This is a genomic window from Thalassospira sp. UBA4513, from assembly GCF_002388495.1.
Lineage (GTDB): Bacteria > Pseudomonadota > Alphaproteobacteria > Rhodospirillales > Thalassospiraceae > Thalassospira > Thalassospira tepidiphila.
This window is the reverse complement of sequence record NZ_DGMR01000010.1, coordinates 12,414-36,917: the sequence shown is the minus strand read 5'-3', so window position 1 is coordinate 36,917 and position 24,504 is coordinate 12,414. Positions and strand designations below refer to the sequence as shown.

The following is a 24,504-nucleotide window of genomic DNA, read 5'->3' as shown; positions in this document are numbered from 1 at the left end:
ACCGTGTGGATCAGGCGCGAATACATTTCGATCTGACGCCGGCCCAGAATGCGGATGCTGCCGGGTTTGCAGACGCGTGCCTTGTCGTTGCGATCAACATCGGTGCACATGGTGAGTTCCGACTCTTCCTTGGCAGAATTCAGCAATGTGCGGATATTTTCGGCATCCTCAATCGCATCACGGCCACGTGCGATGGTGCCGGAGATCGGGCAGGTTTCGATACGCTGTCCCTTGACCCGGACATACATTTCAGGCGATGCGCCGATCAGGTGTTCACCGTCGCCGAGATTGATCAGGAAGCCGTAAGGGGCGGGGTTGCGACGCTTGAGACGGCGGAAAATTTCCGATGGTTTGACATCACAGGCGGTGCGGAAAACGCGGCTGGGCACGACTTCAAACAATTCGCCACGGGCAAAGCGGTGCTTCGCATCCTCAACAATGGCGGCATATTCGCCCTGTTTCATATCGTTTTCGATGGCGGCGTTGTTGCCGCGTGATGGCGGATGGGGTTGTGAAATGCGCTCAAGGCCTGCAGTGCTGCGGCCATCGGGGGCGATGAATTCATAATCAAAGCGGGTGGCGACGCGTGAGGCATGGTCGACTGTGACCATCTGATCGGGCAGGAACAGATGGATGTCCTTATGGTCAGCCGGGCGGTCCTGGGCCAGATTGATCTGTTCGAAATGAAGCGCAATGTCATAGCCAAAGGCGCCATAAAGCCCAAGACGTTCATCGCCCTTGTGCCCGAACAGATCACGCAGTGCGCGCACGACCGAAAACAGGCTGGGTTGCTGACTGCGTTCTTCCTCGGGGAACCAGGCGGCAGGTTTTTTGACCACGCCATACAGCCCGTCTTCGCCGTTGGTCAGGCTTTCGACATGGGGATGGTTTTCAAGCGCGCTTGAAATGACATCAAGCAACACCCGCCCACGATCATTGAGTGCATGCACAGCAAAGCCGCGTTCGCGCCCGACAATTTCAAGCGGTGGCGCATCAAAGCCCATATCCCAACGTGAATAGCGCCCCGGAAACTCATAGCTTGAAGACAGCAACACGCCCTTGGTGGCATCAAGCGCATCAATCAGGCCTTCGGTTGCGTTTTCGTAGGGCATTTCGGTCATGCGGCGGATGACCGAAACACCGCCATCGGTGGTGTAGCGATATTCGCTGCTGTCAGTGGAAATGCCGGTCTGGCTTGTCGGGGTCGTCACGTTTTTTACTCCTGTGTGGGCCTTTCGCCGCAGGAGCCATGTGATCTTTAGACAAGGAAGAAGAGGTCTGAAAACACAAAGCCGCCTGCAAGAATGAGGCGGCCGGTATGTTTAGGGCACGAGTTTTGGCCGCCCGCTTAAGCGAGCCACCACCAACGATTTGCAATGCGGGTCGGGTTCATGCCGTGTGTTTTCATGGGTCAACCATGTGCCCAAAAAAACCGGGCGTCAAGACTTTTGCGGCGTGGGTGTTGTTTCGGTGTCGTGCAGTTCAAGGTGAAGCGGCTGATGGCAATGCGGACAGGTCAGGATTTCATCGCTTTCATTGCGATGGACATCGCGGATGTCCTCGATGATGGACTGGGCCTGTTCTTCGCTGATGCCGAGTTCTTCCTGATGGGAACGCAGTTTGTGGCGGACCCGTTCGGTCAAACGTTTGCCCAGCAACTGGCGGGTGGCCTGATGGCGATATTCGGCTTCGCGCCGACGCAATTCGGCGTTAAAGGCCGACGCCAGAATACCGGCCGGGACGGCAACAATCCCGATCCCGGTCAGCGAGATGATGCTGGCAAGGAATTTGCCAAACGGCGTAATCGGCACAACATCGCCATAGCCGACTGTGGCAAGCGTAATGACACTCCAATAAAGCGCATCAAGCAGGTTGGAAAATTGTTCAGGTTGGGCTTCGTGTTCGGCGAGGTAAATCGCTCCGGCACTGAAAACCAGCATGCAGGCAAGGGCGGCACTGGCGGCGCCAAAAATGCCCATCTGCTGGCGAAACACCAGCATCATCAGTTCCAGCCCGGTGGAATAGCGGGTGAATTTCAACAGGCGCAACAAGCGGACGATGCGGATAAAGCGCAAATCAATGCTGGTAAAGAACCACAGGAAGATCGGCAGGATCGCCAGAAGGTCAATCAGAGCCATCGGTGTTAGCATATAGCGCAGACGTGCAAATCGGCCGCTAAAGCGCGGATTGTCCGGGGCGGACCAGACACGCAAGCCATATTCGATGGCAAAGATCAGCGTGCAGACGATCTCGATTGTGGCAAACAGAATGAAATAGCGTTCGGCAAAGGCTTCGACCGAGTCAAAGATCACCGAGACGACATTGATGATGATCGCGCTGGCCAGAACCAGATGCACAAACAGCGAAAATCGCGACTCCCGGTCAACACCGTGCAGAAGTTTCTGGGTTCTTGATCGAAGGGTCGGTTTCATGTCGCGCGTACTCGGTCCGGGCAATGGAGTGCACTATTGCCCGGGCAGTTTTGCGCCCAATCATTTCAGAAATGGTTAAATCAGCTCTGATCGCAGCTGCTCGGAGGGATCAGTACCCTTTTGCCGCCTGGATGAAGGCCGAGATTTTGCGCGGGTCCTTAACCCCTTTGCTGCGTTCGACACCGGATGACACATCAACCCATGGGGCGCCTGTAATCTTCACGGCCTCCGCGACATTGCTGGGATCAAGTCCGCCAGCCAGCATCCAGTTGCTTTGGAAGTTCTGACCGGTCAAAAGCGTCCAGTCGAACGACACGGCATTGCCGCCGGGAAGGACGCTGTCCTTGGGCGGTTTGGCATCAAACAACAGAAAATCGGCAACGCCGTCATAGTTCTTCTTGGCGTTTTCGATATCGTTTGCGGTGCTGACAGAAATGGCCTTCATGACCTTGAGGCCAAAGCGTTCCTTGACCTCGGCCACGCGTTCCGGGCTTTCCTTGCCATGAAGCTGGATGACGTCGAGATTGCCCGCCTTGATCGCGTTCTCAAGCGCCTCGTCACCGGCTTCGACAAACAGGCCAACCTTATAGATGCTGTTGGGGACCCGTTCGGTGAGCGTCTTGGCGCCCTTAAGCGAGATATGGCGCGGGCTTGGCGGGAAGAAGACATATCCAAGGGCATCTGCCCCGGCACTCATGGCTGCAATCGCGGCATCTTCGCTGTTAATTCCACAGATTTTTACCATGCAGGTCATCGGGGCATCCTGTTCTTGTCGTCGCTCTAATCTTCTTGGCAAACGCTTGTCGCGTCAGATTGACTTAACAGAAATGACCACGATCCAACAGGATATTTGCGTTTTGTCGTGGCTTTCCACTGGCAGGATAATCATTGCTGCGCTATTTTCCCGGCCATGAGCAAGAACACAGACCCTGCCGCGGGCGAAACCGGCGAAAACACAACCCACTTTGGTTTTCGTGATGTTCCCGAAAGCCAGAAGGCATCCATGGTGCGCGAGGTCTTCGACACTGTTGCGTCGAAATATGACCTGATGAACGATCTGATGAGCGGTGGCGTGCATCGCTTGTGGAAAGACAGTTTCATCAACGAGCTCAAGCCGCGTCCGGGCATGAAGTTGCTCGACGTTGCCGGGGGCACCGGGGATATTGCGTTTCGCTTCCTGAAGAATGGCGGTGGCTCTGTCACGGTCTGTGACATCAACTACGAGATGCTCCATGTCGGGCGTGACCGCGCGGTTGATCACGGGATCCTGAAAAACATCAACTGGACGGTCGGTGATGCGCAGAAATTGCCGCTGCCCGACCAGTCGGTTGATGCCTATACCATCGCCTTTGGTATTCGCAATGTGACACGCATTGAAGAAGCACTTTCAGAGGCCTATCGCGTCCTGCGTCCGGGTGGAAAGTTCCAGTGTCTTGAATTTTCCAAGGTCGTCGTGCCTGGGTTCGATAAGCTGTATGATACCTATTCATTCAAGCTTTTGCCCGAAATCGGCCGGTTTATCGCGGGCAATCGCGAGGCCTATCAGTATCTGGCGGAAAGCATTCGCAAGTTCCCCGATCAGGAAACATTTGCATCCATGATCCGGGCGGCTGGCTTTGAGCGGGTAAAATACCGCAACCTGTCTGGCGGGATTGCGGCCATTCATTCCGGTTGGCGGATATAAGGGCGTTTGACGCATGATCCGTTTTATTCGTAACAGCTTTCGCCTGCTTGCCATGGCGCGCACTTTGGCGCGCTATGATGCGCTGTTTCCACTCGCCCTTGTGCCGGGCGGAAAACTTGTCGCGTTTCTGGCCCGCCTGACCGCACCGTTTTCGCGCCGGTCTGATTTGCCACCGGGCAAACGACTGGCCCGTGCGCTTGAGGAATTGGGCCCGGCCTTTATCAAGCTTGGCCAGACCCTGGCGACCCGATCCGATCTGATTGGCGATGATGTGGCCGCCGACCTGTCGTCGCTTCAGGATCGCCTGCCGCCGTTTTCGGCCAAGGTTGCCAAACGCATCATCACCGAACAGCTGGCCGAGCCGTTTGACGTGCTGTTTGCCGAATTTGATGAAACGCCGGTTGCCGCAGCATCGATCGCGCAGGTGCATTTCGCCACCACGACCGACGGGCGCGAAGTGGCGGTCAAGGTCCTGCGCCCGGACATCCGGTATCGCTTTGCGCGCGACATGGACCTGTTTTACTGGATTGCGGAACTTGTCGAACTGACCCAGCCGCGCCTGCGTCGTCTTAAACCGATTGAAACGGTCAAGGCGCTTGAAGACAGTGTTCATCTTGAGATGGATCTGCGTTTCGAGGCGGCAGCAGCATCGGAATTCCGCCAAAATTTCGAAGACGATCCGACCTATTACATCCCGCAGATCGATTGGGAACGTACGGCTGAACACGTGATGACCATGGAACGGGTCAAGGGTGTACGCATTGATAATGTCGAAGCCCTTGATCGCATGGGCATTGACCGGTCTGACTTGCTGGCCAAGGCGGCCGGGGCATTTTTCCAACAGGTCTTCCGCGACGGGTTTTTCCATGCCGACATGCATCCGGGCAACCTGTTTGTCGATGAAAACGGCCGGGTCAGCCTGGTTGATTTCGGCATCATGGGCCGGGTGGACAAACAGACGCGCCTGTATCTGGCCGAGATGTTGCTGGGCTTTTTGACGCGTGATTATCACCGCGTGGCCGAGGTCCATTTCGAAGCCGGGTATGTTCCACGCAACCAGTCGCTTGAAAACTTCCAGCAGGCCTGCCGGTCGATTGGCGAGCCGATCCTGGGCAAGGAACTGGCCGATATTTCCGTCGGGCGGTTGTTGGGGCAGTTGTTCCAGATTACCGAACAGTTCGGCATGGAAACGCAGCCACAGCTTTTGATGCTGCAAAAAACCATGATCGTTGCCGAGGGGCTTTCACGCATTCTCAGCCCGAATGAGAATATGTGGGAACTGTCGCGTCCGCTGATCGAAGACTGGATGCGTGAAAACCTTGGTCCGGAAGCCAAGATCAAGGAAGCCACCCTTCAGGCGGGCACCATGTTGCGCCGATTGCCGCGCGTGATCGAAGCCGCAGAACAGGCATCCGCCGTCTTTACTGATCAAGGATTGCGCCTGCATCCCGACACGGTTGCCGCCATGCGTGGCAAGCCAAATAACGGGCAAAGCAAACCTAGCGGATTTTCGCGCCAATCCCTTGTGATGTGGGTGGCGATTGCGGCACTGGCTGTTGCGGTTTACCTGAAATAACCTAATCACCGTATGGGACGACACCTTGTGGGACGACCATGATGGCAGATGGCGATAAAACCATTGAAATCAGTCTGGATCGGTCACGGATCGATCTTGAATATTGCTATGATTTTATCGCCGCGTCCTATTGGGCCGCCGGGCGGACGCGCGGTGAGTTTGATCGATCGGTCGAGATGTCATTTCCTGTCGGCGCTTATTGCGATGGCCGTCAGGTGGGTTTTGCGCGCGTGGTCAGTGATCAGATCGCCATTGCCTATGTTGCCGATGTGTTTGTCGATCCGGATTATCGCCGCATGGGCATTGCCGCCAAAATGATTGATGCGTTGCATACCCATCCTGAACTAAGGCGTGTGAAGCGCTGGCTTCTGGCGACAGCGGACATGCAACCGCTTTATCGTTTACATGGTTATGCCGATCTCGACGACATGATGATGATGCGCCTTGATGAGGACGCACGGAACCGCGATCCATTACGCTAGGACCACATCTAAAAACAAAAACGCCGCCACGGAAAACCGGGCGGCGTTTTTTGGTTTTAAGCTAGGGTCAGGACCCATTAATTTGGTTTAAATGGTTCACCGGATTTGTGCGGATACGCGGAGTAAAGCCGCAGGAAGATAAATATCTTTCAAGGTTTTACGACAAAGTTGCCCGTGCAAATCCGGTTAATCCGAAGGACAGACGTTATATTTGCAAACTCCTGCGTCAAACCCCTTGGCCGGGATACCAGCCCGCCTTGCGGGCTTTTCCTTGGATTTCACAAATATAACGTCTGCCATTCAAATCAAATTAATGGGACCTGACCCTAGATGACGCTTAGCTTGCGCGCACTTCATTAAGGAAGTTGCCAACCTCACCGCGCAGCGTGCCTGACTGGCTGTTAAGCTTGTCAGACGCGCCCAATACCTGATGGGCGGCTTCGCCGGTCTGGCGGGCGGCCTCCTGCATTTCGCGGATGTGGTTGGACACTTCCTGCGTGCTTTGAACCGCCTGCTGAACCGAGGTCGAGATTTCCGTGGTTGCCTGACCCTGTTCTTCGACCGCAGCCGCCACTTCGGATGCGATATCGTTCAGGTTGGCAATGATGCCGGTGATCCCGTCAATCGCGCCAACCGCCTGCTGGGTCGAGCCCTGAATACCGGAAATCTGTTCAGAGATATCTTCGGTCGCACGCGCGGTCTGGTTGGCGAGGTTTTTGACCTCGTTGGCGACGACGGCAAAGCCCTTGCCGGCATCACCGGCACGGGCGGCCTCGATCGTTGCGTTAAGTGCCAGCAAGTTGGTCTGTTCGGCAATTGCCTGAATGATCTGGACAACCTCGCCTACTTTCTGGGCCGAGACATCAAGACCCTGAACCATTTCGTTGACCCGGTTTGCCTCGGTCGTGGCATTGGCGGTGATGTTTGATGTTTCATTCACACGTGCGCTGATGTCGCGGATCGAAACAGCAAGCTGTTCGGCCGCACTGGCGACGGTTTCAACACTGTGGTTGGCCTGCTCGACAGCGGCAACCACGGCCTGTGATCCGGCTTCGTTTTGTTGCACGGCGGCCACCATCGTCTGGGCGACTTCCTGCATCTCACCAGATGCGCCAGACACGCCATCGACCACACCCATGACGGTTTGTTCAAACCGACCGGCAAGGGCCGCCATGGCTTCGCGACGTTTGGTCTCGGCGCGTTCGCGTTCCTGTTCGCGTTCGCGATCAAGCTGGGCGACGCGCTTGGCGTTTTCCTTAAAGATTTCGACCGATGAGGCCATTTCGCCGATTTCGTCATTGCGCTTAAGGCCCGGGATATCGACATCCAGTTCGCCATCGACAAGTGACCGCATCGCGCCATTGATCTTTACCATCGGGGTCAGGATCTGATGGCGCAGGACAAACCATGTGACGCCAAGCAAAACCACCAGAATGGCCGCAGCCAGCGCGACCTGAATGATAACGGCCTGCTGGACTTCGGCGTTGACGCGATCAAGTGACCAGGCGGTGACCAGCATGCCCCGATACTGATCTTCGTCGCGGCGCTTGGAGTATTTGGTGATCGGGGCACCGACGATCACGGCATCTTCGGAAATGAAGCTGATGACTTCCTTGTTTTCAAGCTGCCCGAGATATGGCTCGATCAGGGCAGCCAGATCATGCTTTTTGAGTGTTTCCGATTGATAGGTGCCGATGGCATCACCATCAGGATTTGCCGCGATCAGGCTTGCCAGCTGCGAGCCTTCCTTGTCGGTGATCTTTCGGAATTCCTTTTCGACCGATGCGCCGTCCATGGCAATGAAGCCCGGCTGAACCGCAGTTGACAGCATTTCGGTTTTTTCGACCGACTCATTGTACATGATTTCGATCATGGCATTGCGTTGCGAGACGGTCTGGATGGTCATCATCGCGGCGAAGCCAACGACGAGAAGTCCCACAATCACAAAAATCACTTTACGTCCGACGGAGGCACCGGATCTCTTAGGTTCGGCCATTTACGGTCTCCCAATCCTTCAAAGGCAGAATTAACCCAATCCCTAGATCTGATGTCGATGATCGGCCTGAAGCTCCGATCATGTTACCGACAGTCAGGTTGTGACGAATTGTTGTCCTGTGTGATGTTCACAGTGACCAATTCGTGCGTTTATTTTTCCGTAATGAGGCACAAAGACGTGACGACTACATTCTGGTTTGTTGTTATGCCGCTGAGGCTACCCCATCTGGTAAAATTACTGAAACAAGAAACGATGGGCGTGGTGAATATTCCATTTCCATAAAACCAAATGAATAAATCCACTTATTGGTAAGGCTTTTTTGGTAAATTATGCTTTGTGCAGGAAAGGCCACATGCCGCCGAATCGGGCGGACAGCGCCGTGGTCAGTCTGTTAGAGATGCCTTTAATGGGGGCGATGGCTTTTGCCAGATAAGGGCAAGGGCACCGGGGGGAACAGGAATGGCGAAAGCGGCGACAACGCGCAAAAAACGACCGGCAAAGAAAGCATCAAAGCCGTCTGCGGATAATATGGCAGCCAAACAGGATGATCCGGTGATTTCGGCCAAGGATGCCGCCCCAAAAACCCAGGACGTTGCCGGCAGCGATCAAAGCATGCCGTCGGCCAAAAATGGTGATGCCGCGGTTCAGCGCCGCCAAGTGATCAGTGACCTGTTTCAGCGCGGTCTTGCTGCCCATCAGGCCGGCCAGATTGATGATGCCATCCGCCTTTACAGCACGGCCCTTCGCCAGAACCCCAATCAACCGGATGTGTGGAACAACCTTGGCGTGGCGCTTCGTCGCAGCAAGAAGTTCGAGGCCGCCCTGATTGCCTATCGACGGGCGGCAGACTTGCGCCCCGGCAATGCCGGCTTGTGGTCGAATATGGGCAATTGCCTGCGCGAAATGATGCGCTTTGACGAGGCGCTTGTTGCGCACAAGAAGGCGCTTGAACTTGATGACAGTGTCAAGTCGCACACGTTTAATACCGGCCTTGTGTACCGTGATATGAACCGCTTTGAAGAGGCGCTTGAGTATTTCGACCGTGCGCTTGCGATTGACCCGGATTATGTCGATGCCAACTGGGACAAGTCACTGGCCCATCTTGCGCTTGGCAACTATGCCGAAGGCTGGGCGGGGTACGAGACGCGCCGCAAACTTGCCGATAATCCGATCCGGCCGCTTGAAACAGCCCCCGAATGGGATGGCAAAGCTGATCTTCGCGGCAAACGCATTTTACTGCGCGCCGAGCAGGGCTTTGGCGACATGATCCAGTTTGCGCGTTTTGTGCCGCTGGTGGCCCAAAAGGCCGCACATGTGATCCTTGAATGCCGCAAGGAACTGATCCCGATCATGAAGACTGTGTCGGGTGTGGGCACCGTTGTGGAAAAGGGCCGGCCGCTTCCGGAATTTGATGTGCATGTGCCGCTTTTAAGCCTGCCGCATGTGATGGGGATCGGATCCAAAGAGCTTCAGAAAATCTCGACCGATAGCTACATCTCCCCGCCGCAGGGCAAACGCGCACGATTGGCACCGCCGCCGGGCACGGTGCTTAAGGTTGGTCTGATCTGGGCGGGCAAGCTTAACCCGCGCGATCGATCCTGCCCGCTTGAGACCTTGCTGCCGATCTTGTCGGCCAAGGGGGCGGCATTTTACAGCTTCCAGATTGATGATCGCCGCGCCGATATCGACAAGCTTGGCCTGCATGCCTTTGTCACCGACCTTGGCGATCATATTCATGATTTTGGCGACAGTGCCGCATTGATGCAGGCGATGGATCTGGTGATCACGATTGACAGCTCACCCGCCCATCTGGCAGGCGCGCTTGGTGTGCCGGTCTGGATGTTGCAGCTTTATACGACCGACTGGCGCTGGATGGTGCATCGGGCCGATAGCCCGTGGTATCCGACCTTGCGGATCTATCGACAGGACAAACCCGGCGACTGGTCATCGGCGATCCAGAAACTCGGCAGTGATTTTTCAACCCTGCTGCAAGCGCGGATGAACGCGCAGTAACAACGCTGCCAGCGAATACTTGCCTTCGGGCCCAACAGGGCGTAGTTAAGCGGCTTAATTTTGTGGAATGCGGGTCTGGATGGTGATGCCTTTGGTCAATCTCCGGGCACATTCATTTGGCGAACCGATCTGGCGCAGGAGAATTCTTGTGAGCGAAGCTGCTTATAACAAAGGTTTCCCGGTTTCCTGGGAACAGATGCATCGCGATGCCCGTGCACTTGCATGGCGACTGTTGGAAAAAGGCCCGTTCAAGGGAATCGTGGCAATCACCCGTGGCGGTCTTGTGCCGGCGGCAATCATTGCCCGCGAACTTGATATTCGACTGATTGATACGGTGTGCGTACGCAGCTACTCTGACAAGACGCGTGGCGATCTGGAATGGCTTAAAGACATCAAGGGTGACGGTACCGATATGCTGATCATTGATGATCTGGTCGATACCGGCAAAACCGCCAAGGCTGTGCGCGAAAAACTGCCGCATGCGCATTTCGCAACCGTTTACGCCAAGCCGCTTGGCCGTGAAATCGTTGACAGCTTTGTGACCGAAGTCTCCCAGGACACCTGGATTTACTTCCCCTGGGACATGGAATTGTCGGTTAACGCCCCGATCTCTGAACGCGTTCGTTAATCGACCTGGGGAAACTGTCCGTATCCCTTGTAAGGCCGATTGCCAGACAAGGAGATTTCAGGATGACCCAATATTTACGCCCGGACTTCCGTCGCCAGTTGCACACCGCACGCCGATGGGCCGGGCGTTTGTGTTTGGGGGCCGTTTCTGCCGCGGCTGTGACCGCACTAAGTTTCTCCGCACAGGCCCAGCAGGTTTCCGAACGGGTGGCACGCGTTCAATCGATGCTAACGGCTGAAAGCGGATATCGACTTTCGGTGTTTGCCGAGGTGAGCAACGCCCGGACGATTGCGGTTGCCCCGGAACTTAACGGCGCTTTTGTCGGGACGCGTGGACCGAACCTTTATTTCGTGCGCGACCAGGATGGCGATGGCGTTGCCGAGGACGTCAATCTGATTGCCGATGACTTCAAGCTGGCCAACGGAATTGCCTATAAACCCGGGACCCTGTTTGTCGCCGATCAACACCGCATCGTGTCCTATGATCTTGCCAATTTTGATGGTGAAAGCCTCGGTCGCCCGCGGATCCTGTTTACCAATCTGCCTGATGAACGCCATCATGGTTGGCGCTATGCCGCCTTGTCACCTGATGGCGACCGCCTGTTTGTTGCGGTCGGGGCACCGTGCAATATTTGCAAGGTAAGCGGCCTTGAAGGGACGATCATTTCCATCCCGGTTAATGGTGGTGCACCGGACATTTATGCCAGCGGCATTCGCAATTCTGTCGGTCTGACCTTCCATCCGGAAACGGACGAGCTTTGGTTTACCGATAATGGCGGCGATATGCTGGGCGACAATATCCCGCGTGAGGAACTTAATCGCGCCAGCCAGTCTGGCCAGTTCTATGGCTATCCCTGGTATGCGGGGAATGACACCAGAAGCCCGCAATTTTCCGATGAAACGGTGCCAGAGGAAGTCACTTTCCCGGAATTTACCTTTAATGCGCATAATGCGCCACTCGGCTTCACCTTCGATGGCAGCGATGCGCTGGTGGCGCTGCATGGATCCTGGAACCGAACGATACCTGATGGGTACGAGGTGGTCCGTGTCGAATTCATCAACGGCAAACCGGTGACAGAAAACCCGTTCCTTGTTGGTTTCCTGCGCAGCAATGGCGAAGTGATCGGACGCCCGGTCGACGTGAAACACTATGTCGACGGGTCGATCCTGATTTCCGATGACCATGCCAGTGCGATCTGGCGCATGGTGCCGGAAGGCTAAAGTTTTCCGGTATTTGGTCTGGCAATTAATTGGATGGATCTGGATGGGACCGGCTTGCGTTGATCGGAAAAGCGGGCTATAAATCGCGCGCTTCGCGGGTGTAGTTCAATGGTAGAACGGCAGCTTCCCAAGCTGCATACGAGGGTTCGATTCCCTTCACCCGCTCCAAGCCTTTTCCCACAGACATCATCACATCCGGTCCGGCGGACAGGCGCCCGTATTTTGGCATGCGCCATTGCATGCCGTGGCATCGCCACCGGCATCTTCATTATGGCCCTTGTCGCCACCCGGACAGCAGGCAACCAACCGATCACGCAGACGGTTTCGGGCGCGTTGGACGCGTGACTTCACTGTAGGGAGGGCGATGGCATTGCGGATGGCGAAGTCGGTTTGTCGTGTGCCGTTGATATCGATTTCTTCAAGAATGGCTTGGTCGGTTTCGCTCAATCGACCAATGAAGCCCATCACGCAGTCATGCAAACCGGGTTTGTCGTGCGGCTCGTCATGGTTCAACAGGGTCGGGTCGGTATTAAGGGTCTGAAGTGCGGTATGTTCGCGCCCCTGTCGTCGATAGAAGTCTGCCACTTTGCTGCGTGCGACGGCATAAATCCAAGCAGATGGATTGGATGCCAACCGAAGATCCGATTTTTTGCGGATGATCGTTTCAAGGATGTCGGCAACGACATCGCCGACCGCGTCCTGGGGCAGGCGGTGATAAACGAAACTGCGCAGGCCTTTTTGCAAGGCCTGCCAGTCTGAGTTTGTATGATGTGTCGATGCAAACTTCATGGTTCTTTACGCGCAGCACACCTGATCGGGTTGCATTTCCTTGCCCGGTTGTTGGCCACAACAACCAGCCCCGGACGATTGTTGATCGCCAGACTGGTCATGTGGCGCATCGTCAAGAATACGATACCACTCCCAGTCAAGTTCGTCTGGTCCTGTTGCCCAGAACTTGGTCTGCTTTGCGTGACAACATCCGGTTTCAGCAACGTCGCTGGTGACAAGATCACTTTGATGCAGACGGGCTGAGGCGGTTTCAAACGCCTGTTCGCTGAGACATTCGACACCGATATGGTTCAGGTTTTCGGTTGCTGCCGGGTATTCGAACAAAACCAGCTTAAGCGGCGGGTTTTGAATTTCGAAATTGGCATATCCCGGCCGTTGTTTGTGCACCGGGCTTGCGAACATTTCGCTGTAAAACGCGATGGCACGGTCAAGGTTTTTCACATTCAAGGCAAGTTGCAGGCGCATCTTATTCTCCTGTTTGATCGAAGCGATAAACAGGAAGACGCGCGAAGACGCCAAAAGATGCACCTGCCACCAAAAAGGGGCCGGTTACGGTGATGGCGGCAGATAATTCAGGTTCATGTCACGCGCCTCTTCGTCGCTGCAGATTTTGGTATCTGAGGCAAAATCGGCAAAGCGCGGATCAAGGGTGCTGAGGTAATTGCCCTTGCCGTCAGCAATAAACAGGCAGCGTCCGGTTTCACCGTCAAGCCGTTTGCCCGCCCGCCAGTCAGACGGGGCAATCATATCGCCACCATGGATGCCGATGCCGGCATTGTCGGCATCGCGCGACAGCCGGTCATAGCGATGTGAATAGCCCGCAATCGGCAGCGCTTCACCGTCGCTGATCATTGCCGCCGCCACGTCACGTTCGCCGATGCCGCATTCGACGATGGGGAAATCACCGGCCTTGCCCGCGCGTTCCTGATCACCGGGCCAGCAATGGACATCAAACGGCGCCATGGCGAAATATTTGCGCAGTTGCATGGCCGAAGACATGCCGCAATCCCAGAAACTGCCGTTATGCAGGCATTGCTGACCGAGTTCCGGGGCATCCATGCCCGCGATATCAAGCACCTGACCGGCAATCATGATGGTATCGCCGTCAATGACCTGAACATCGCGGCCCCTGGCTTCCAGCCCGGCCGGATCGGCAAGTTGGGGCGCGGCACGGACCGGTGCGCTGTGCCAGTGAAGGCCAATGGCAATCAAGGCCGGAATGGCAAGAAGGACGATCAGGCGGATAACGCGTTTCACACTGGCCTCAAAGATCTGCGGGGTGAGTATTTGTCAAGAATGACACAACGGTCATGGCAAAAGAACAAGCAAAAAGAACGGCAAAATGATGACGCCCATCTCGGGTGGGTGGCGGGCAGCGGGAATTGCCATCAATGGTGTCATGCACAATAACCGGATGCATCAATTGTCAATTGGCGCTACAAGCGGGTTTGTCTTTTGCTGTCAGGGAAGCTTGCTTGTTCCGTCTGCAACCCATCTTTTTTGTTGTCGGGGTCATGGTCATTATCATCGGTATATCGATGATGGTGCCTGCTGCTGTTGATCTTGCATATGGCAACCCGGACTGGAAAATTTTCGCCCAGGCCTCGATCACGACCATCGGGCTTGGCGGTATGGCGTGTCTTGCCTGCCGGTCGGATATCGGCCCGCGTGTGACAGCACGTCAGGGCTATGTCCTGACGGTGGTGTCATGGATTGCGATTAGCCTGACCGGGTCCTTGCCGCTTTGGTATTCATCGCTTGAAATCAGTTTCTGTGATGCGGTGTTTGAAACCGTATCGGGCCTGACGACGACCGGATCAACCATCCTGTCGGGATTGGACGAACTGCCGCCAGGATTGTTGATCTGGCGATCGATCATGCAATGGCTGGGTGGGATCGGGATCATCGTGACTGCCCTTGCCCTTCTGCCAATGATGCGGGTTGGCGGCATGCAGCTTTTCCAGATGGAAAGTTCGGATCGATCCGAAAAACTTAGCGGTCGCATGCGTGACATGTGCCTGCAGATCGTGATGATCTATTCGGTTCTGACCCTGGTGTGCATTGTGTTGTATCGCATCTTTGGCATGGGATGGTTTGATGCGATCAATTACGGCATGACGACGCTGTCGACTGGCGGCTATGCCACGTCGGACCTTTCATTTGCCAAGTTTGACACCAGCCTGTCGCTGCACTGGATTGCCATCCTGTTCATGTTCTTTGGTGGGTTGCCGTTTACCGCCTATGCGGTCTTTCTGCGCAAACGCGCGATCAAGGCCGTGATCGGCAATCAGCAAATCAAATTGTTCTGCCTGATCATTGCAGGTTTTACATTTTTGCTGACGCTGCGGCTGTTGCAGATTTCAGATGACGGCTTCTTCCGGTCGCTGACGATGGCGGCGTTCAACCTTGTGTCGGTGATTACGACCACGGGCTATGCATCGGGGGATTACCTGTTGTGGGGCCCGGCCGCGGTCATGCTGTTTTTCTTTGCGACGTTTATCGGCGGTTGTTCGGGATCAACATCGGGCGGGTTCAAGATGTTTCGCCTGTATGTCGTGTTTACCGGGCTTCGTGCCCATTTCATGCGCCTGCGCAGTCCGTCTGCCGTGGTGGTCAGCCGCATTGATCGCCATGAAATCACATCTGACATCTATAACGCGGTTACGGTCTATGTATTTCTTCTGACCATCAGCTATATCGCTGTGACGATTGCCCTTGGTTTGACGGGGCTTGATCTGATTACGTCAATGAGTGCGGCGGCAACAGCACTTGCCAATGTCGGGCCGGGGCTTGGCAATATCATCGGACCGGCGGGCAATTTCCAGTCCTTGCCGGATTCCGCAAAGTGGATTTTGGATGTTGCGATGGTTCTGGGCCGGCTTGAGTTCGAGACGCTTCTTGTACTGCTGATGCCGTCCTTCTGGCGCGACTGATCCCTGAGTTTCATTTTGTCGATTGTTGCTGTCGGTCTGTGATGGTTGCCACAGACCGAAGGTTTACTTTGCGTCATTTTCGCGCCGTGTATAAGTTTGTAGCGTCAATAACAAACACACAAACAGTGGACACGGACATGAAACTGCAGAAAACGATCACGACCAAAATCGCCGGGGCCCTTGCGGTCCTTTTCCTGGCTGGTGCTGTTTCCGCATGCTCGCCCGAGGTGGGCAGCGAGGAATGGTGTAATGACCTTAAGGAAAAGCCGAAAGGCGACTGGACGGCAAACGAGGCGACCGATTTCGCCAAACATTGCCTGATGTGATCAGTGCATTCGCCTGATCGGACAATAAAACGATCAGCCGATTCTCTTTCATAGTCTGGATATGTCGTCTTTATGGCGGCTAAATCCGCCCTTTGACGTCTGCTTGGCGGTGGTACTGTTGAAGGGCGGATTTTTTATGTCCGCCCGTTTAAAATCGCCATGGAACAATCTGTTGTCCGGTGCGTTTTTACCCAATCAGAACCGCGCATGAATGCAATGCAGCAAGGTACATTTGCGTTACCTTGATTAATCCTTATAATGCGCGGCCCGCGAATGATCGCGGCAGTCGAATATGACAACAAATTTATTGCGAGGTTAGACAACTATTATGAGTGCCGAAAATCTCCATGTCGGTGTCATTGGCGCAACCGGTGCGGTTGGCGTCGAGCTGATCAATGTAATGTTTGATCGCAAGTTCCCTGTGGGTGAACTCACCCTGTTCGCGTCAGAGCGTTCAGCGGGCAAGACCGTGGAGACTAAATTCGGCACTAAGACCGTCGCGCTGTTTTCTGTTGAAGAAGCCAAGCAGTGCGACATTGTCTTCCTTGCTGTTTCCGGTGATTTCGCCAAGGAATATGCGCCCAAGATTGCCGAAGGCGCACTGGTGATTGATAACTCCTCGGCGTTCCGTCTCAATGACGATGTTCCGCTGATCGTGCCGGAAATCAATGGTCACCTTGCCAAAACGGCGAAACTGATCGCGAACCCGAACTGCACCACGGCGATTGCCGCAGTCGCCCTGTGGCCGCTGCATCAGGCCTTTGGCCTGAAAAAGGTGATCGTGTCGACCTATCAGGCTGCATCGGGTGCCGGTCAGCCGGGCATGAACGAACTGCGCGAAGGTCTGGCGGCCGGTCTTGCTGGCGAGCCGGTCCCGGCAGAGGTGTTTTCATCGCCGCTGGCCTTTAACGTGATCCCGCATATCGATACTTTCCAGGACAACGGTTACACCCGTGAAGAAATGAAAGTAACCTGGGAAACGCGTAAAATCTTTGGCGCGCCGGATCTGCCGGTATCGTGCACTGCGGTTCGTATTCCGACCGAACGCACCCATTCCGAGGCCATCGTGGTTGAAACCGAAAAGGTTGTCACCCCGGAGGCAGCCCGTGAAGTGCTGGCCAAGGCCAAGGGTGTCAAACTTGTCGATGATCCGGCAAACAACAAATATCCGATGCCGCTGACCGCGACCGAACAGTATGACGTCGAAGTTGGCCGCATTCGTACCAACCTGATCTTTGGTGATCATGGTCTGGAACTGTTTGTTGCCGGTGACCAGTTGCTTAAAGGTGCTGCGCTTAACGCAGTTCAGATCGCCGAGGCATCTATCGCCGACTGATCGCGCATCAAAGCGGACTAAATAAAAAAACACCCCCGGCAGATTGTTCTGCCGGGGGTGTTTTGTATCTGGTCGCGGCCTGAGGGATCAGGACAGGGAGATATGATCGCGACCGGATGCCTTGGCGGTGTAAAGCGCGTTATCAACACGGGCCATCAAGGTATCAAGGTCCTCGCCATCGCGATATTCGGTGATCCCGGCACTGATGGTGACCGGAATATGATCACGCCCGAAACGGACCGGTGCATTGCGGACAGAGTCGGCAAGTTCGCGGGCCTTTGTCATGGCTTCCTTGCGATCTTTTCCGGGGAACAGAATGACGAATTCATCCCCGCCCCAGCGACAGATCACGTCGGAGTCCTGCACATTCTGGCGGACCATGGTCAGAACTTCGCGAAGTGCCGCGTCCCCGCCCGGATGGCCATAGCCATCGTTGATTGCCTTGAAGCCATCAACATCAAAACACATCACCGACAGGGGCGCCTTTTGGCGTTTTGAGGTCTGAACCGCCTGATCAAAGATCATGTCAAAGATCTGACGGTTAAACGTGCCGGTCAGTTTGTCACGCGATGCCAGTTCTTCGAGGCGCTTTTGGTAATTGCGCACGGTCAGGAAGGCGATCAGCCCGACCACGATCGTGATCAGCAACGAAATCGCGATATTGATGAACAGGGTGTTCTGAAGACGTGCGTCTGATGAATAGTCACTTTGTTCAACAATCAGAAGCCAGCCGAATTCAGGCACCAGACGGCTGTTGACGAAATAGGTGTGTCCGCCATGTTCGTAACTGATCGAAGCGCCAGGCGAGGTCAGGATTTTGGTGGCCTGGGTGCGCATGCCGGGCCGTTCCTGCAGGCTGTGGGCATCGCCAAAGCCGCTGCCGCGCAGCGTGACATGACCTTCGGTGTCGATGAAATAGATCGTTCGGCCATAGCGCGCCTGATAGGTTTCGATCAGATTGGTAACCGAACTGACGGCCAGGCCAACACCGGTAATGCCGATGACATTGCCGTCATAATCACGCACCTGATAATTGACAAAGATCGACAGCCGCGACCGATCAACCGTGTCATGGTCGATATTGATCTCGTAAGGTTGCTTCCCGTCGCGCGCACGGAAATACCAGCCATCGGCCGGGTCATCTTCGCTGACCTGTTTGATCACGCCGGTCGGGTGATAATAGTTCCGGGTTTCTTCTGAGATGAAATAGGACGTGATCGTGTCAAAGCGCGATTGAATTTCGCTCAGATACCTGGTGATCCGTTCCTGATCGTTTTCGCCGGAAAGGGCCCAATCGCGAACGAACGTATCATGGGCCATCAACGAGGAAATGAAGATCGGCTGCAACAGATCGCGCTGGATCTCGGAATAGATATTGTCGCTGGTCAGCGGAAGCGTGCTTTCGGAAATCTGTTCTTCAAGAGAATCCCGGGCGACATAGAAGCTTACAAAACTCGTGGTCAGAAACCCGACCGCCAGCAGAACGCACAGAATGATCGCGAAGTATAATTTCTTTCCCCACACGGGAAGCTCCCCAAGGATAGTCACAAGGCAGGCGCCGATGATTGAACTCATCGTTTTTGATCCGGCTAATTTAGGGGAAAGCGCGCCATGTTGCACGACACAATATCAAATACAGACAGGTTTGCGTTCTTTGAGCGATGAGGAAAAAGCCAAAAGAAACCGTAGATAAAAATGGAATCATTCTGATCATTTTGACAACTAGCGTAAATCAATAACAATTTTAGACATACGTAAGTTGTTATCGTCGCGCAGTGTGGCGATATTGAAAGTCGGATCAAAGGTGACGGTCGTTCATTAATTAGGGTGCGGGCGCGAACAAATCGTAGTGATGATCGCGAATTTCCGACGGCAAGGCAGCGTGCAACAGCTTAAAAGGGCTGGACATTGTGGCCCCATATGCCAAGAATTTCGCTGCTTGTGATGAAGGGGGTACATGCAGACCGAATTTTCGGGTATGCAGTGGCTTCCGAAAACAGAACATCAGACGCACCATATGCCGTTTGTCCGGGGGGATTTCGCGGTGTATGTGCCAAGAGGCGCTTCATTGATCGATTTCCGTCCCATTCTTTTCATCGTCGGCATTTTGCTCTGTACGTTGTCGATTGGCATGTTCATTCCGGCTTTGGTCGACCTTTATTACGGGCAGCGTGACTGGATCGTGTTCTCGGCGGCGTCTTTTGTGTCGCTGTTTATCGGCGGGGCATTGATCATGATGAACCGCATGGACAATCTTAAGATCAATTCACGCCAGGCCTTTATCCTGACCACGCTGAGCTGGCTGGTTTTGACGGCGGCATCGGCGCTGCCCTTTGCCTTTTCCGATCTTGATATGTCCTATACCGACGCGTTTTTCGAAGCGATGTCAGGTATCTCCACCACCGGATCGACCGTGATTGTCGGCCTTGATACCGCGCCGCAGGGGATCTTGCTGTGGCGAGCACTGTTGCAGTGGCTTGGCGGGATCGGGATTATTGTCATGGCGATTGCCGTTATGCCGATGCTGCGCGTTGGCGGGATGCAGTTGTTCCGCATGGAAAACTCCGACAAATCGGACAAGGCGTTCCCGCGCGCAACCCAGATCGCGATGGGTATCGCGATGCTGTATCTGAGCTTCACGGGCCTTTGGGCGATTATGTTGTGGTCGGCGGGCATGACGCCATTTGATGCGATTGCGCATGCCATGACGACGATTGCCACCGGCGGCTTTTCGACCAAGGATGCGTCAATCGGGCATTATGACAGTGCAGCGATTGACGTGATCATCACGCTTGGCATGGCGACGGGGGCGTTGCCGTTTATTTTGTATCTGCAGATGTTGCGCGGGCAGGGTCGGGCCTTGTTCCGCGACAGTCAGGTGCGCTGGTTTATCACAATCGCGGTTTCCATCGTTGTCGGCCTCGCGCTTTGGCATTCGGAAACCAACAATGTCGATTTCCTGTATGCGTTGCGCTTTACGTCCTTCAACATTGTGTCGGTGATGACCGGTACGGGATATGCCACCACCGATTACGGGCTTTGGGGACCGTTTGCGGTGACGGTGTTCTTCTTTGTCATGTTTATTGGCGGCTGTGCGGGTTCGACAACCTGCGGGGTGAAGATCTTCCGCCTTCAGGTTCTGTATGAAATCGCCAAGATCCAGCTTTCGCACATGCTGCGTCCGCATGGCGTTTTCATTGCCTATTATAACCGCAAACCGCTTTCGGAAGATGTTACGGAATCGGTGCTGAGCTTCTTCTTCCTGTTTGTGTTCTGCTTTGTGGTTCTGGCCGCAGCACTTGGTGCAATGGGACTTGATTTCATCACCGCGGTATCGAGTGCCGGCACGGCGATTGCCAATGTCGGACCGGGACTGGGCCCGATTGTTGGCCCGTCAGGCAACTTTGCGACCCTGCCGGACGGGGCGAAGTGGCTGATGTCGATTGGCATGCTGATCGGCCGTCTTGAAGTGTTCACTGTATTGGTTCTGCTGTTCCCGGCCTTCTGGCGCGACTGATAGAAACCCAGAATATTTATCACCGAATTTTCCGGCACCCGCAGGCGATGCTTGCGGGTGCTTTTTTGTCTTGTTGACAGAATAGGACAATTGACCTAATTTCGGATCTGGGACAGTTGTCCTAATCCTAGGTCAATCGGGCGGCATATCGGAAAATGGCAACAGAAACACGAGAACGGATTGTCGAGGCAGCGGACCTGCTGTTTTACCAGCACGGCTTCGAGGCAACATCGTTTGCCGATATTGCAACCACCGTCGGCATATCGCGCGGCAACTTTTATCATCACTTCAAGACCAAGGATGACATCCTTGATGGGGTGATCAATCGTCGCCTTGCCAATACCGAGCAGATGCTTGATCGCTGGGAAATTGCCGGATCAGACCCGGCGGAGCGTATTCGAAGCTTCATTCATATTCTGATCGTCAATGGCGAGAAAATCCGAAAATACGGCTGCCCGGTGGGTACGTTGTCGTCAGAACTGGCGAAACTGAATCACGCGGCCAAAAGCGATGCCGCGGCGCTGTTTACCCTGTTTCGCAGTTGGTTGTGCCGGCAGTTCGAACGGTTGGGTTTTGGCGACAAATCCGATGAATTGGCCATGCATATCCTTGGCCGAAGTCAGGGTGTGGCGACCCTTGCCAATGCGTTTGATGATGACCGGTTCCTGCATCACGAGGTCGAGCTGATGTGCACCTGGTTGGACGATCAGATTGCCGATCTTGCCAACAAAAACAATCCAGACAGGGAGTAGACGATGTTTGCGATCTTTTTGAAATTCGCCGAAAACCGCCCAAAGGCCCCGGAATTCATGGACGCGCACAAAGCGTGGATCAAACAGGGTTTTGATGATGGCGTGTTTCTGATGGTCGGCAGCCTGCAACCCAATATGGGCGGTGCGGTTCTGGCCCATGGTGTGTCACGCGACGAGATTGAAACCCGCGTGAATGAAGATCCGTTCGTTGTCGAGGGGATCGTTAGCGCCGAGATTCTGGAAATCTCGCCTGCGCGTGCCGATCAACGTTTTGATTTCCTGATGGCCTGAGCGATGAGCAAAACAACAATCGGAACGGATGGAAAATGCCGGTGCACCTGGTGTGATGCGGCGCCGGAATTTAACGCCTATCACGACACGGAATGGGGTTTTCCGGTGACCGATGACATCCGGCTGTTTGAGAAAATCTGTCTTGAGGGATTCCAGTCGGGATTAAGCTGGCGCACGATCCTGACCAAGCGCGAGAATTTCCGCAAAGCCTTTGCCGGTTTCGATTTTCATGTGGTCGCGCAGTTTGATGATGCGGATGTTGAACGTTTGCTTGGCGATGCCGGGATCATCCGCCATCGCGGCAAGATCGAAGCATCGATCAACAATGCCAAACGGGCCTGCGAGATGGTGGCCGAGGAAGGATCACTTGCCGCCTATTTCTGGCGGTTTGAACCGAAACCGGATGAGGTTGACCCGCCGCAGTCGATGTCAACGTCGCCGACGTCCGTTGCCCTTTCCAAGGATCTCAAGAAACGCGGTTGGAAGTTCGTAGGGCCGACCACCGTGTTTGCGTTCATGCAGGCGATGGGCCTGATCAATGATCACGCGCAAGGATGCTTTTTGCGCCAAGAGATGGACGACATGCGTGCGTCATTGATCCGCCCAAGCTGATGTGATGTCAAAAAAACACCCCTTGTCCAGATACGGACAAGGGGTTTTGAGGGCGGGGACCATTTCAGATCCCCTGATGATAATCCGGCAAGGATTATGGGGTCTTCAACATGCGGTCTCACTTGAGGTGCCAACGTCAAGGGAGGGTGCAACAGGGGTAGGAAGGCTTCAAAATAATACGGTTCACACTCAAGCGAGTTTGGCGATACCGAACTTTGGGTCAGGAGCGGATCGGGGATCGGGATCAAGCCCGGCATCGCCATAACCAAAGGTCGCAAATGCTGATCAAAAGATAAAATCGAATATAAAATTAAAATAGATAGGAAAAATCTATCGATCAGATGCGCTGCAGCACAGGAATGCAGCGAAATCAGTTACCAAGTGGCAATTTGACTGTGAAAACAGCACCATCCGGCCCTGTTGCAGTGAGGCGAAGTTCACCATTATGGGTGCTGATCAGTTCGCGTGCGATGGCAAGACCAAGCCCGGTCCCACCTTGCCGCCCGCTGCCAGCAAACGGGACGAACAGGTTTTTGATCGCCTTTTCGGGCAAACCCGGCCCGTTGTCGGCAATGAAAACTTCAATGGAGCGGCGGGCCTTGACCGATTCGTCACCCTTTTCAGGTTCGGTTTGAATTTTATGACTGATGGTGACGGTAGTCGCCCCGGCCTCCAGCGGGTTGCGCATCAGGTTGCTGAAGGCGCGAAACAGCATGTCATAGTCGGCTTCAAGCATGACATCATCAGGCAGGTCGATCTCAATGCGCGCCGGGCAGGGTTCACTGGCCGCAGGTGCATCGCCCATGCCGCCATCAAGCAGTGGCTCGCATTTTTGCAGCAAGATCTGATCGCGGATTTCCTCGATCAGCTCAATGAGTGTGAAGGTTGCAAGATCGCGCGGCGGTGGCGTTTCGCGGGCAAAGGACAGGGTTTGTTCGCTGATGTAAACCGCGCGTTCCATCGATGATAACAGTCGCGGCACCACAGCGCGGACTTCGTCATCTTCGCTTTTCGCAAGCTGTTCGGTCATCAGCATCGATGTTGCCAGCGCATTGCGCAGGTCATGGCTGATTTTGGTGGCGGCCGTACCCAGGGCAGCAAGACGGCGACGCTGATTGAGCATTGCCTGAATGTCTTGCTGCATCATGGCGAGTTCCTGGCGGGCAACACCGATTTCATCATCCCGTTCGCCCGGATTGATCAGCGATGCCTTGTCCTGCGGATCTTCGCGAAAACGGATCATGTCGCTGGTCAGGGTCCGCATCGGGCGCACCAGCAACCGGTTGAGCGCGAAATAGACAAGCCCGGCTGTAAAGAACGAAATCATCAGCGACAGGCCAAACACCCGCCAACCGAAATTACGCATCGCCTCGGTCAGGCGGTCTTCATGCACAAGCACCTCGATCTCGAAATCCGGCGCCATGGAGGGCATGCCGACCACGCGCAATACCCGGTTTTCGGTCTGACTGAGTGTTGTCAATCCCTCCATCAAAGCCATCGGGATCGAGAAATCGCTCAGATTGACGTCCTTATCGACCTTGGCGGGCATATCATCGCGTTGCAGCAGCAATTTGCGATCTTCACGGCGCAGGATGACCGCCTCGATCCCGGCATTGGACAGAAGTTCGCGTTCAAGATCATCAGGGATCATTTGATCGGGGGTGGCCTCAAGGGCAAGGGCCGCAAGGTAGCCTGAATCAAGGTGCGCCTTTAACCAGTCAATCCGAAAGCGGGCGACAGAAGGGGCAAAGACAAACACCTCGGCAAGCATCACAAAGCTTACCGTCAGCACCAGAAGGCGCGCGGAAAGCGATTTGGCCCATGGGGGCAATTTCAGATGCCGGTTATTCATTAACTGATGTTAGGCCGATAAACCGAAAAAAGTACAGCAATACAGATGCTTGTTTTCCTGCGTGA

22 protein-coding genes and 1 tRNA gene are annotated in these 24,504 nt (G+C 54.8%); 14 read left to right on the top strand and 9 right to left on the bottom strand.

Features of this window, described 5'->3' with window-relative positions; genetic code table 11:
* The 3 genes from B2T33_RS04250 to B2T33_RS04240 all read right to left on the bottom strand — a co-directional run.
* On the bottom strand, positions 1 to 1,211 hold a 1,211-nt coding region (locus tag B2T33_RS04250; RefSeq protein ID WP_286791235.1), incomplete at its 3' end, for a chorismate-binding protein.
* Positions 1,212 to 1,439: 228 nt separating this feature from the next.
* Positions 1,440 to 2,432: an ion transporter gene (locus tag B2T33_RS04245; protein WP_286791234.1), complete on the bottom strand. Its 993-nt coding sequence runs from the start codon at positions 2,430 to 2,432 to the stop codon at positions 1,440 to 1,442.
* A gap of 109 nt (positions 2,433 to 2,541) precedes the next feature.
* Positions 2,542 to 3,186 (bottom strand): phosphoribosylanthranilate isomerase, encoded by a 645-nt coding sequence (locus B2T33_RS04240; protein ID WP_008889105.1) that lies wholly within the window; start codon positions 3,184 to 3,186, stop codon positions 2,542 to 2,544.
* A gap of 156 nt (positions 3,187 to 3,342) precedes the next feature.
* Between B2T33_RS04240 and ubiE the strand changes: the two genes are divergently transcribed.
* Genes ubiE through B2T33_RS04225 form a run of 3 tightly spaced genes read left to right on the top strand, consistent with a single transcriptional unit; the run spans position 3,343 to position 6,174 of the window.
* Entirely contained in the window at positions 3,343 to 4,116 is a 774-nt protein-coding gene (gene ubiE / locus B2T33_RS04235) for a bifunctional demethylmenaquinone methyltransferase/2-methoxy-6-polyprenyl-1,4-benzoquinol methylase UbiE (RefSeq protein WP_063085689.1), read from the top strand.
* A 13-nt stretch (positions 4,117 to 4,129) separates the two neighbouring features.
* Positions 4,130 to 5,692, top strand: coding sequence for a 2-polyprenylphenol 6-hydroxylase (ubiB, locus tag B2T33_RS04230; RefSeq protein ID WP_063085686.1), 1,563 nt, complete (start codon positions 4,130 to 4,132; stop codon positions 5,690 to 5,692).
* 41 nt (positions 5,693 to 5,733) lie between these two features.
* The gene (locus B2T33_RS04225) at positions 5,734 to 6,174 is read left to right on the top strand and encodes a GNAT family N-acetyltransferase (RefSeq protein WP_286791233.1); all 441 of its coding nucleotides are present in this window, start codon (positions 5,734 to 5,736) and stop codon (positions 6,172 to 6,174) included.
* A gap of 337 nt (positions 6,175 to 6,511) precedes the next feature.
* Here B2T33_RS04225 and B2T33_RS04220 read toward each other — a convergent pair whose 3' ends face one another.
* A complete protein-coding gene (locus B2T33_RS04220) occupies positions 6,512 to 8,170 on the bottom strand; it encodes a methyl-accepting chemotaxis protein (RefSeq protein WP_286791232.1) in 1,659 nt (552 codons plus the stop codon).
* A gap of 528 nt (positions 8,171 to 8,698) precedes the next feature.
* On the opposite strand from B2T33_RS04220, the gene B2T33_RS04215 reads away from it, so the two are divergent.
* The 4 genes from B2T33_RS04215 to B2T33_RS04200 all read left to right on the top strand — a co-directional run bounded on the left by B2T33_RS04215 (position 8,699) and on the right by B2T33_RS04200 (position 12,199).
* Positions 8,699 to 10,183, top strand: coding sequence for a tetratricopeptide repeat protein (locus B2T33_RS04215; protein ID WP_286791231.1), 1,485 nt, complete (start codon positions 8,699 to 8,701; stop codon positions 10,181 to 10,183).
* A gap of 148 nt (positions 10,184 to 10,331) precedes the next feature.
* A complete protein-coding gene (gene gpt / locus B2T33_RS04210; RefSeq protein ID WP_008889111.1) occupies positions 10,332 to 10,811 on the top strand; it encodes a xanthine phosphoribosyltransferase in 480 nt (159 codons plus the stop codon).
* Between the two features lie 62 nt (positions 10,812 to 10,873).
* A complete protein-coding gene (locus B2T33_RS04205; protein WP_286791230.1) occupies positions 10,874 to 12,031 on the top strand; it encodes a PQQ-dependent sugar dehydrogenase in 1,158 nt (385 codons plus the stop codon).
* 94 nt (positions 12,032 to 12,125) lie between these two features.
* Positions 12,126 to 12,199, top strand: a tRNA-Gly gene (locus B2T33_RS04200).
* A gap of 21 nt (positions 12,200 to 12,220) precedes the next feature.
* Here the strand turns inward: B2T33_RS04200 and B2T33_RS04195 are convergent.
* The 3 genes from B2T33_RS04195 to B2T33_RS04185 form a co-directional block, all read right to left on the bottom strand.
* Positions 12,221 to 12,820, bottom strand: coding sequence for a sigma factor (locus B2T33_RS04195; protein ID WP_286791229.1), 600 nt, complete (start codon positions 12,818 to 12,820; stop codon positions 12,221 to 12,223).
* Positions 12,821 to 12,826: 6 nt separating this feature from the next.
* Positions 12,827 to 13,285, bottom strand: coding sequence for an ArsI/CadI family heavy metal resistance metalloenzyme (locus tag B2T33_RS04190; RefSeq protein WP_286791228.1), 459 nt, complete (start codon positions 13,283 to 13,285; stop codon positions 12,827 to 12,829).
* Positions 13,286 to 13,369: 84 nt separating this feature from the next.
* Complete coding sequence (locus B2T33_RS04185) at positions 13,370 to 14,077, bottom strand: thermonuclease family protein (RefSeq protein ID WP_286791227.1); 708 nt, start codon at positions 14,075 to 14,077, stop codon at positions 13,370 to 13,372.
* A gap of 218 nt (positions 14,078 to 14,295) precedes the next feature.
* Here B2T33_RS04185 and B2T33_RS04180 point away from each other — a divergent pair, with 218 nt between their 5' ends.
* From B2T33_RS04180 to B2T33_RS04170, 3 genes are all read left to right on the top strand, one after another.
* Entirely contained in the window at positions 14,296 to 15,753 is a 1,458-nt protein-coding gene (locus tag B2T33_RS04180) for a TrkH family potassium uptake protein (protein WP_245227770.1), read from the top strand.
* Between the two features lie 137 nt (positions 15,754 to 15,890).
* Positions 15,891 to 16,079, top strand: a complete 189-nt coding sequence (locus tag B2T33_RS04175) for a DUF3012 domain-containing protein (RefSeq protein ID WP_008889117.1) — start codon at positions 15,891 to 15,893, stop codon at positions 16,077 to 16,079.
* A gap of 328 nt (positions 16,080 to 16,407) precedes the next feature.
* A complete protein-coding gene (locus B2T33_RS04170) occupies positions 16,408 to 17,415 on the top strand; it encodes an aspartate-semialdehyde dehydrogenase (RefSeq protein ID WP_286791226.1) in 1,008 nt (335 codons plus the stop codon).
* Between the two features lie 87 nt (positions 17,416 to 17,502).
* On the opposite strand, the gene B2T33_RS04165 is transcribed toward B2T33_RS04170, so the two are convergent.
* Entirely contained in the window at positions 17,503 to 18,990 is a 1,488-nt protein-coding gene (locus B2T33_RS04165) for a sensor domain-containing diguanylate cyclase (protein ID WP_286791225.1), read from the bottom strand.
* Between the two features lie 382 nt (positions 18,991 to 19,372).
* Here B2T33_RS04165 and B2T33_RS04160 point away from each other — a divergent pair, with 382 nt between their 5' ends.
* The 4 genes from B2T33_RS04160 (at position 19,373) to B2T33_RS04145 (ending at position 22,587) form a co-directional block, all read left to right on the top strand.
* Positions 19,373 to 20,932 carry a TrkH family potassium uptake protein gene (locus B2T33_RS04160; protein ID WP_252724029.1) on the top strand — a complete coding sequence of 520 codons (1,560 nt, stop codon included), beginning with the start codon at positions 19,373 to 19,375 and terminating at the stop codon, positions 20,930 to 20,932.
* A 155-nt stretch (positions 20,933 to 21,087) separates the two neighbouring features.
* Positions 21,088 to 21,684 (top strand): TetR/AcrR family transcriptional regulator, encoded by a 597-nt coding sequence (locus B2T33_RS04155; protein WP_197146516.1) that lies wholly within the window; start codon positions 21,088 to 21,090, stop codon positions 21,682 to 21,684.
* Positions 21,685 to 21,687: 3 nt separating this feature from the next.
* Positions 21,688 to 21,975 carry a YciI family protein gene (locus tag B2T33_RS04150; protein ID WP_197146517.1) on the top strand — a complete coding sequence of 96 codons (288 nt, stop codon included), beginning with the start codon at positions 21,688 to 21,690 and terminating at the stop codon, positions 21,973 to 21,975.
* A gap of 3 nt (positions 21,976 to 21,978) precedes the next feature.
* Entirely contained in the window at positions 21,979 to 22,587 is a 609-nt protein-coding gene (locus tag B2T33_RS04145) for a DNA-3-methyladenine glycosylase I (protein WP_286791224.1), read from the top strand.
* Between the two features lie 370 nt (positions 22,588 to 22,957).
* Here the strand turns inward: B2T33_RS04145 and B2T33_RS04140 are convergent, their stop codons facing one another.
* On the bottom strand, positions 22,958 to 24,439 hold the full coding sequence (locus tag B2T33_RS04140; protein ID WP_197146519.1) for a sensor histidine kinase: 1,482 nt from the start codon (positions 24,437 to 24,439) through the stop codon (positions 22,958 to 22,960).
* Positions 24,440 to 24,504 lie beyond the last annotated feature (65 nt).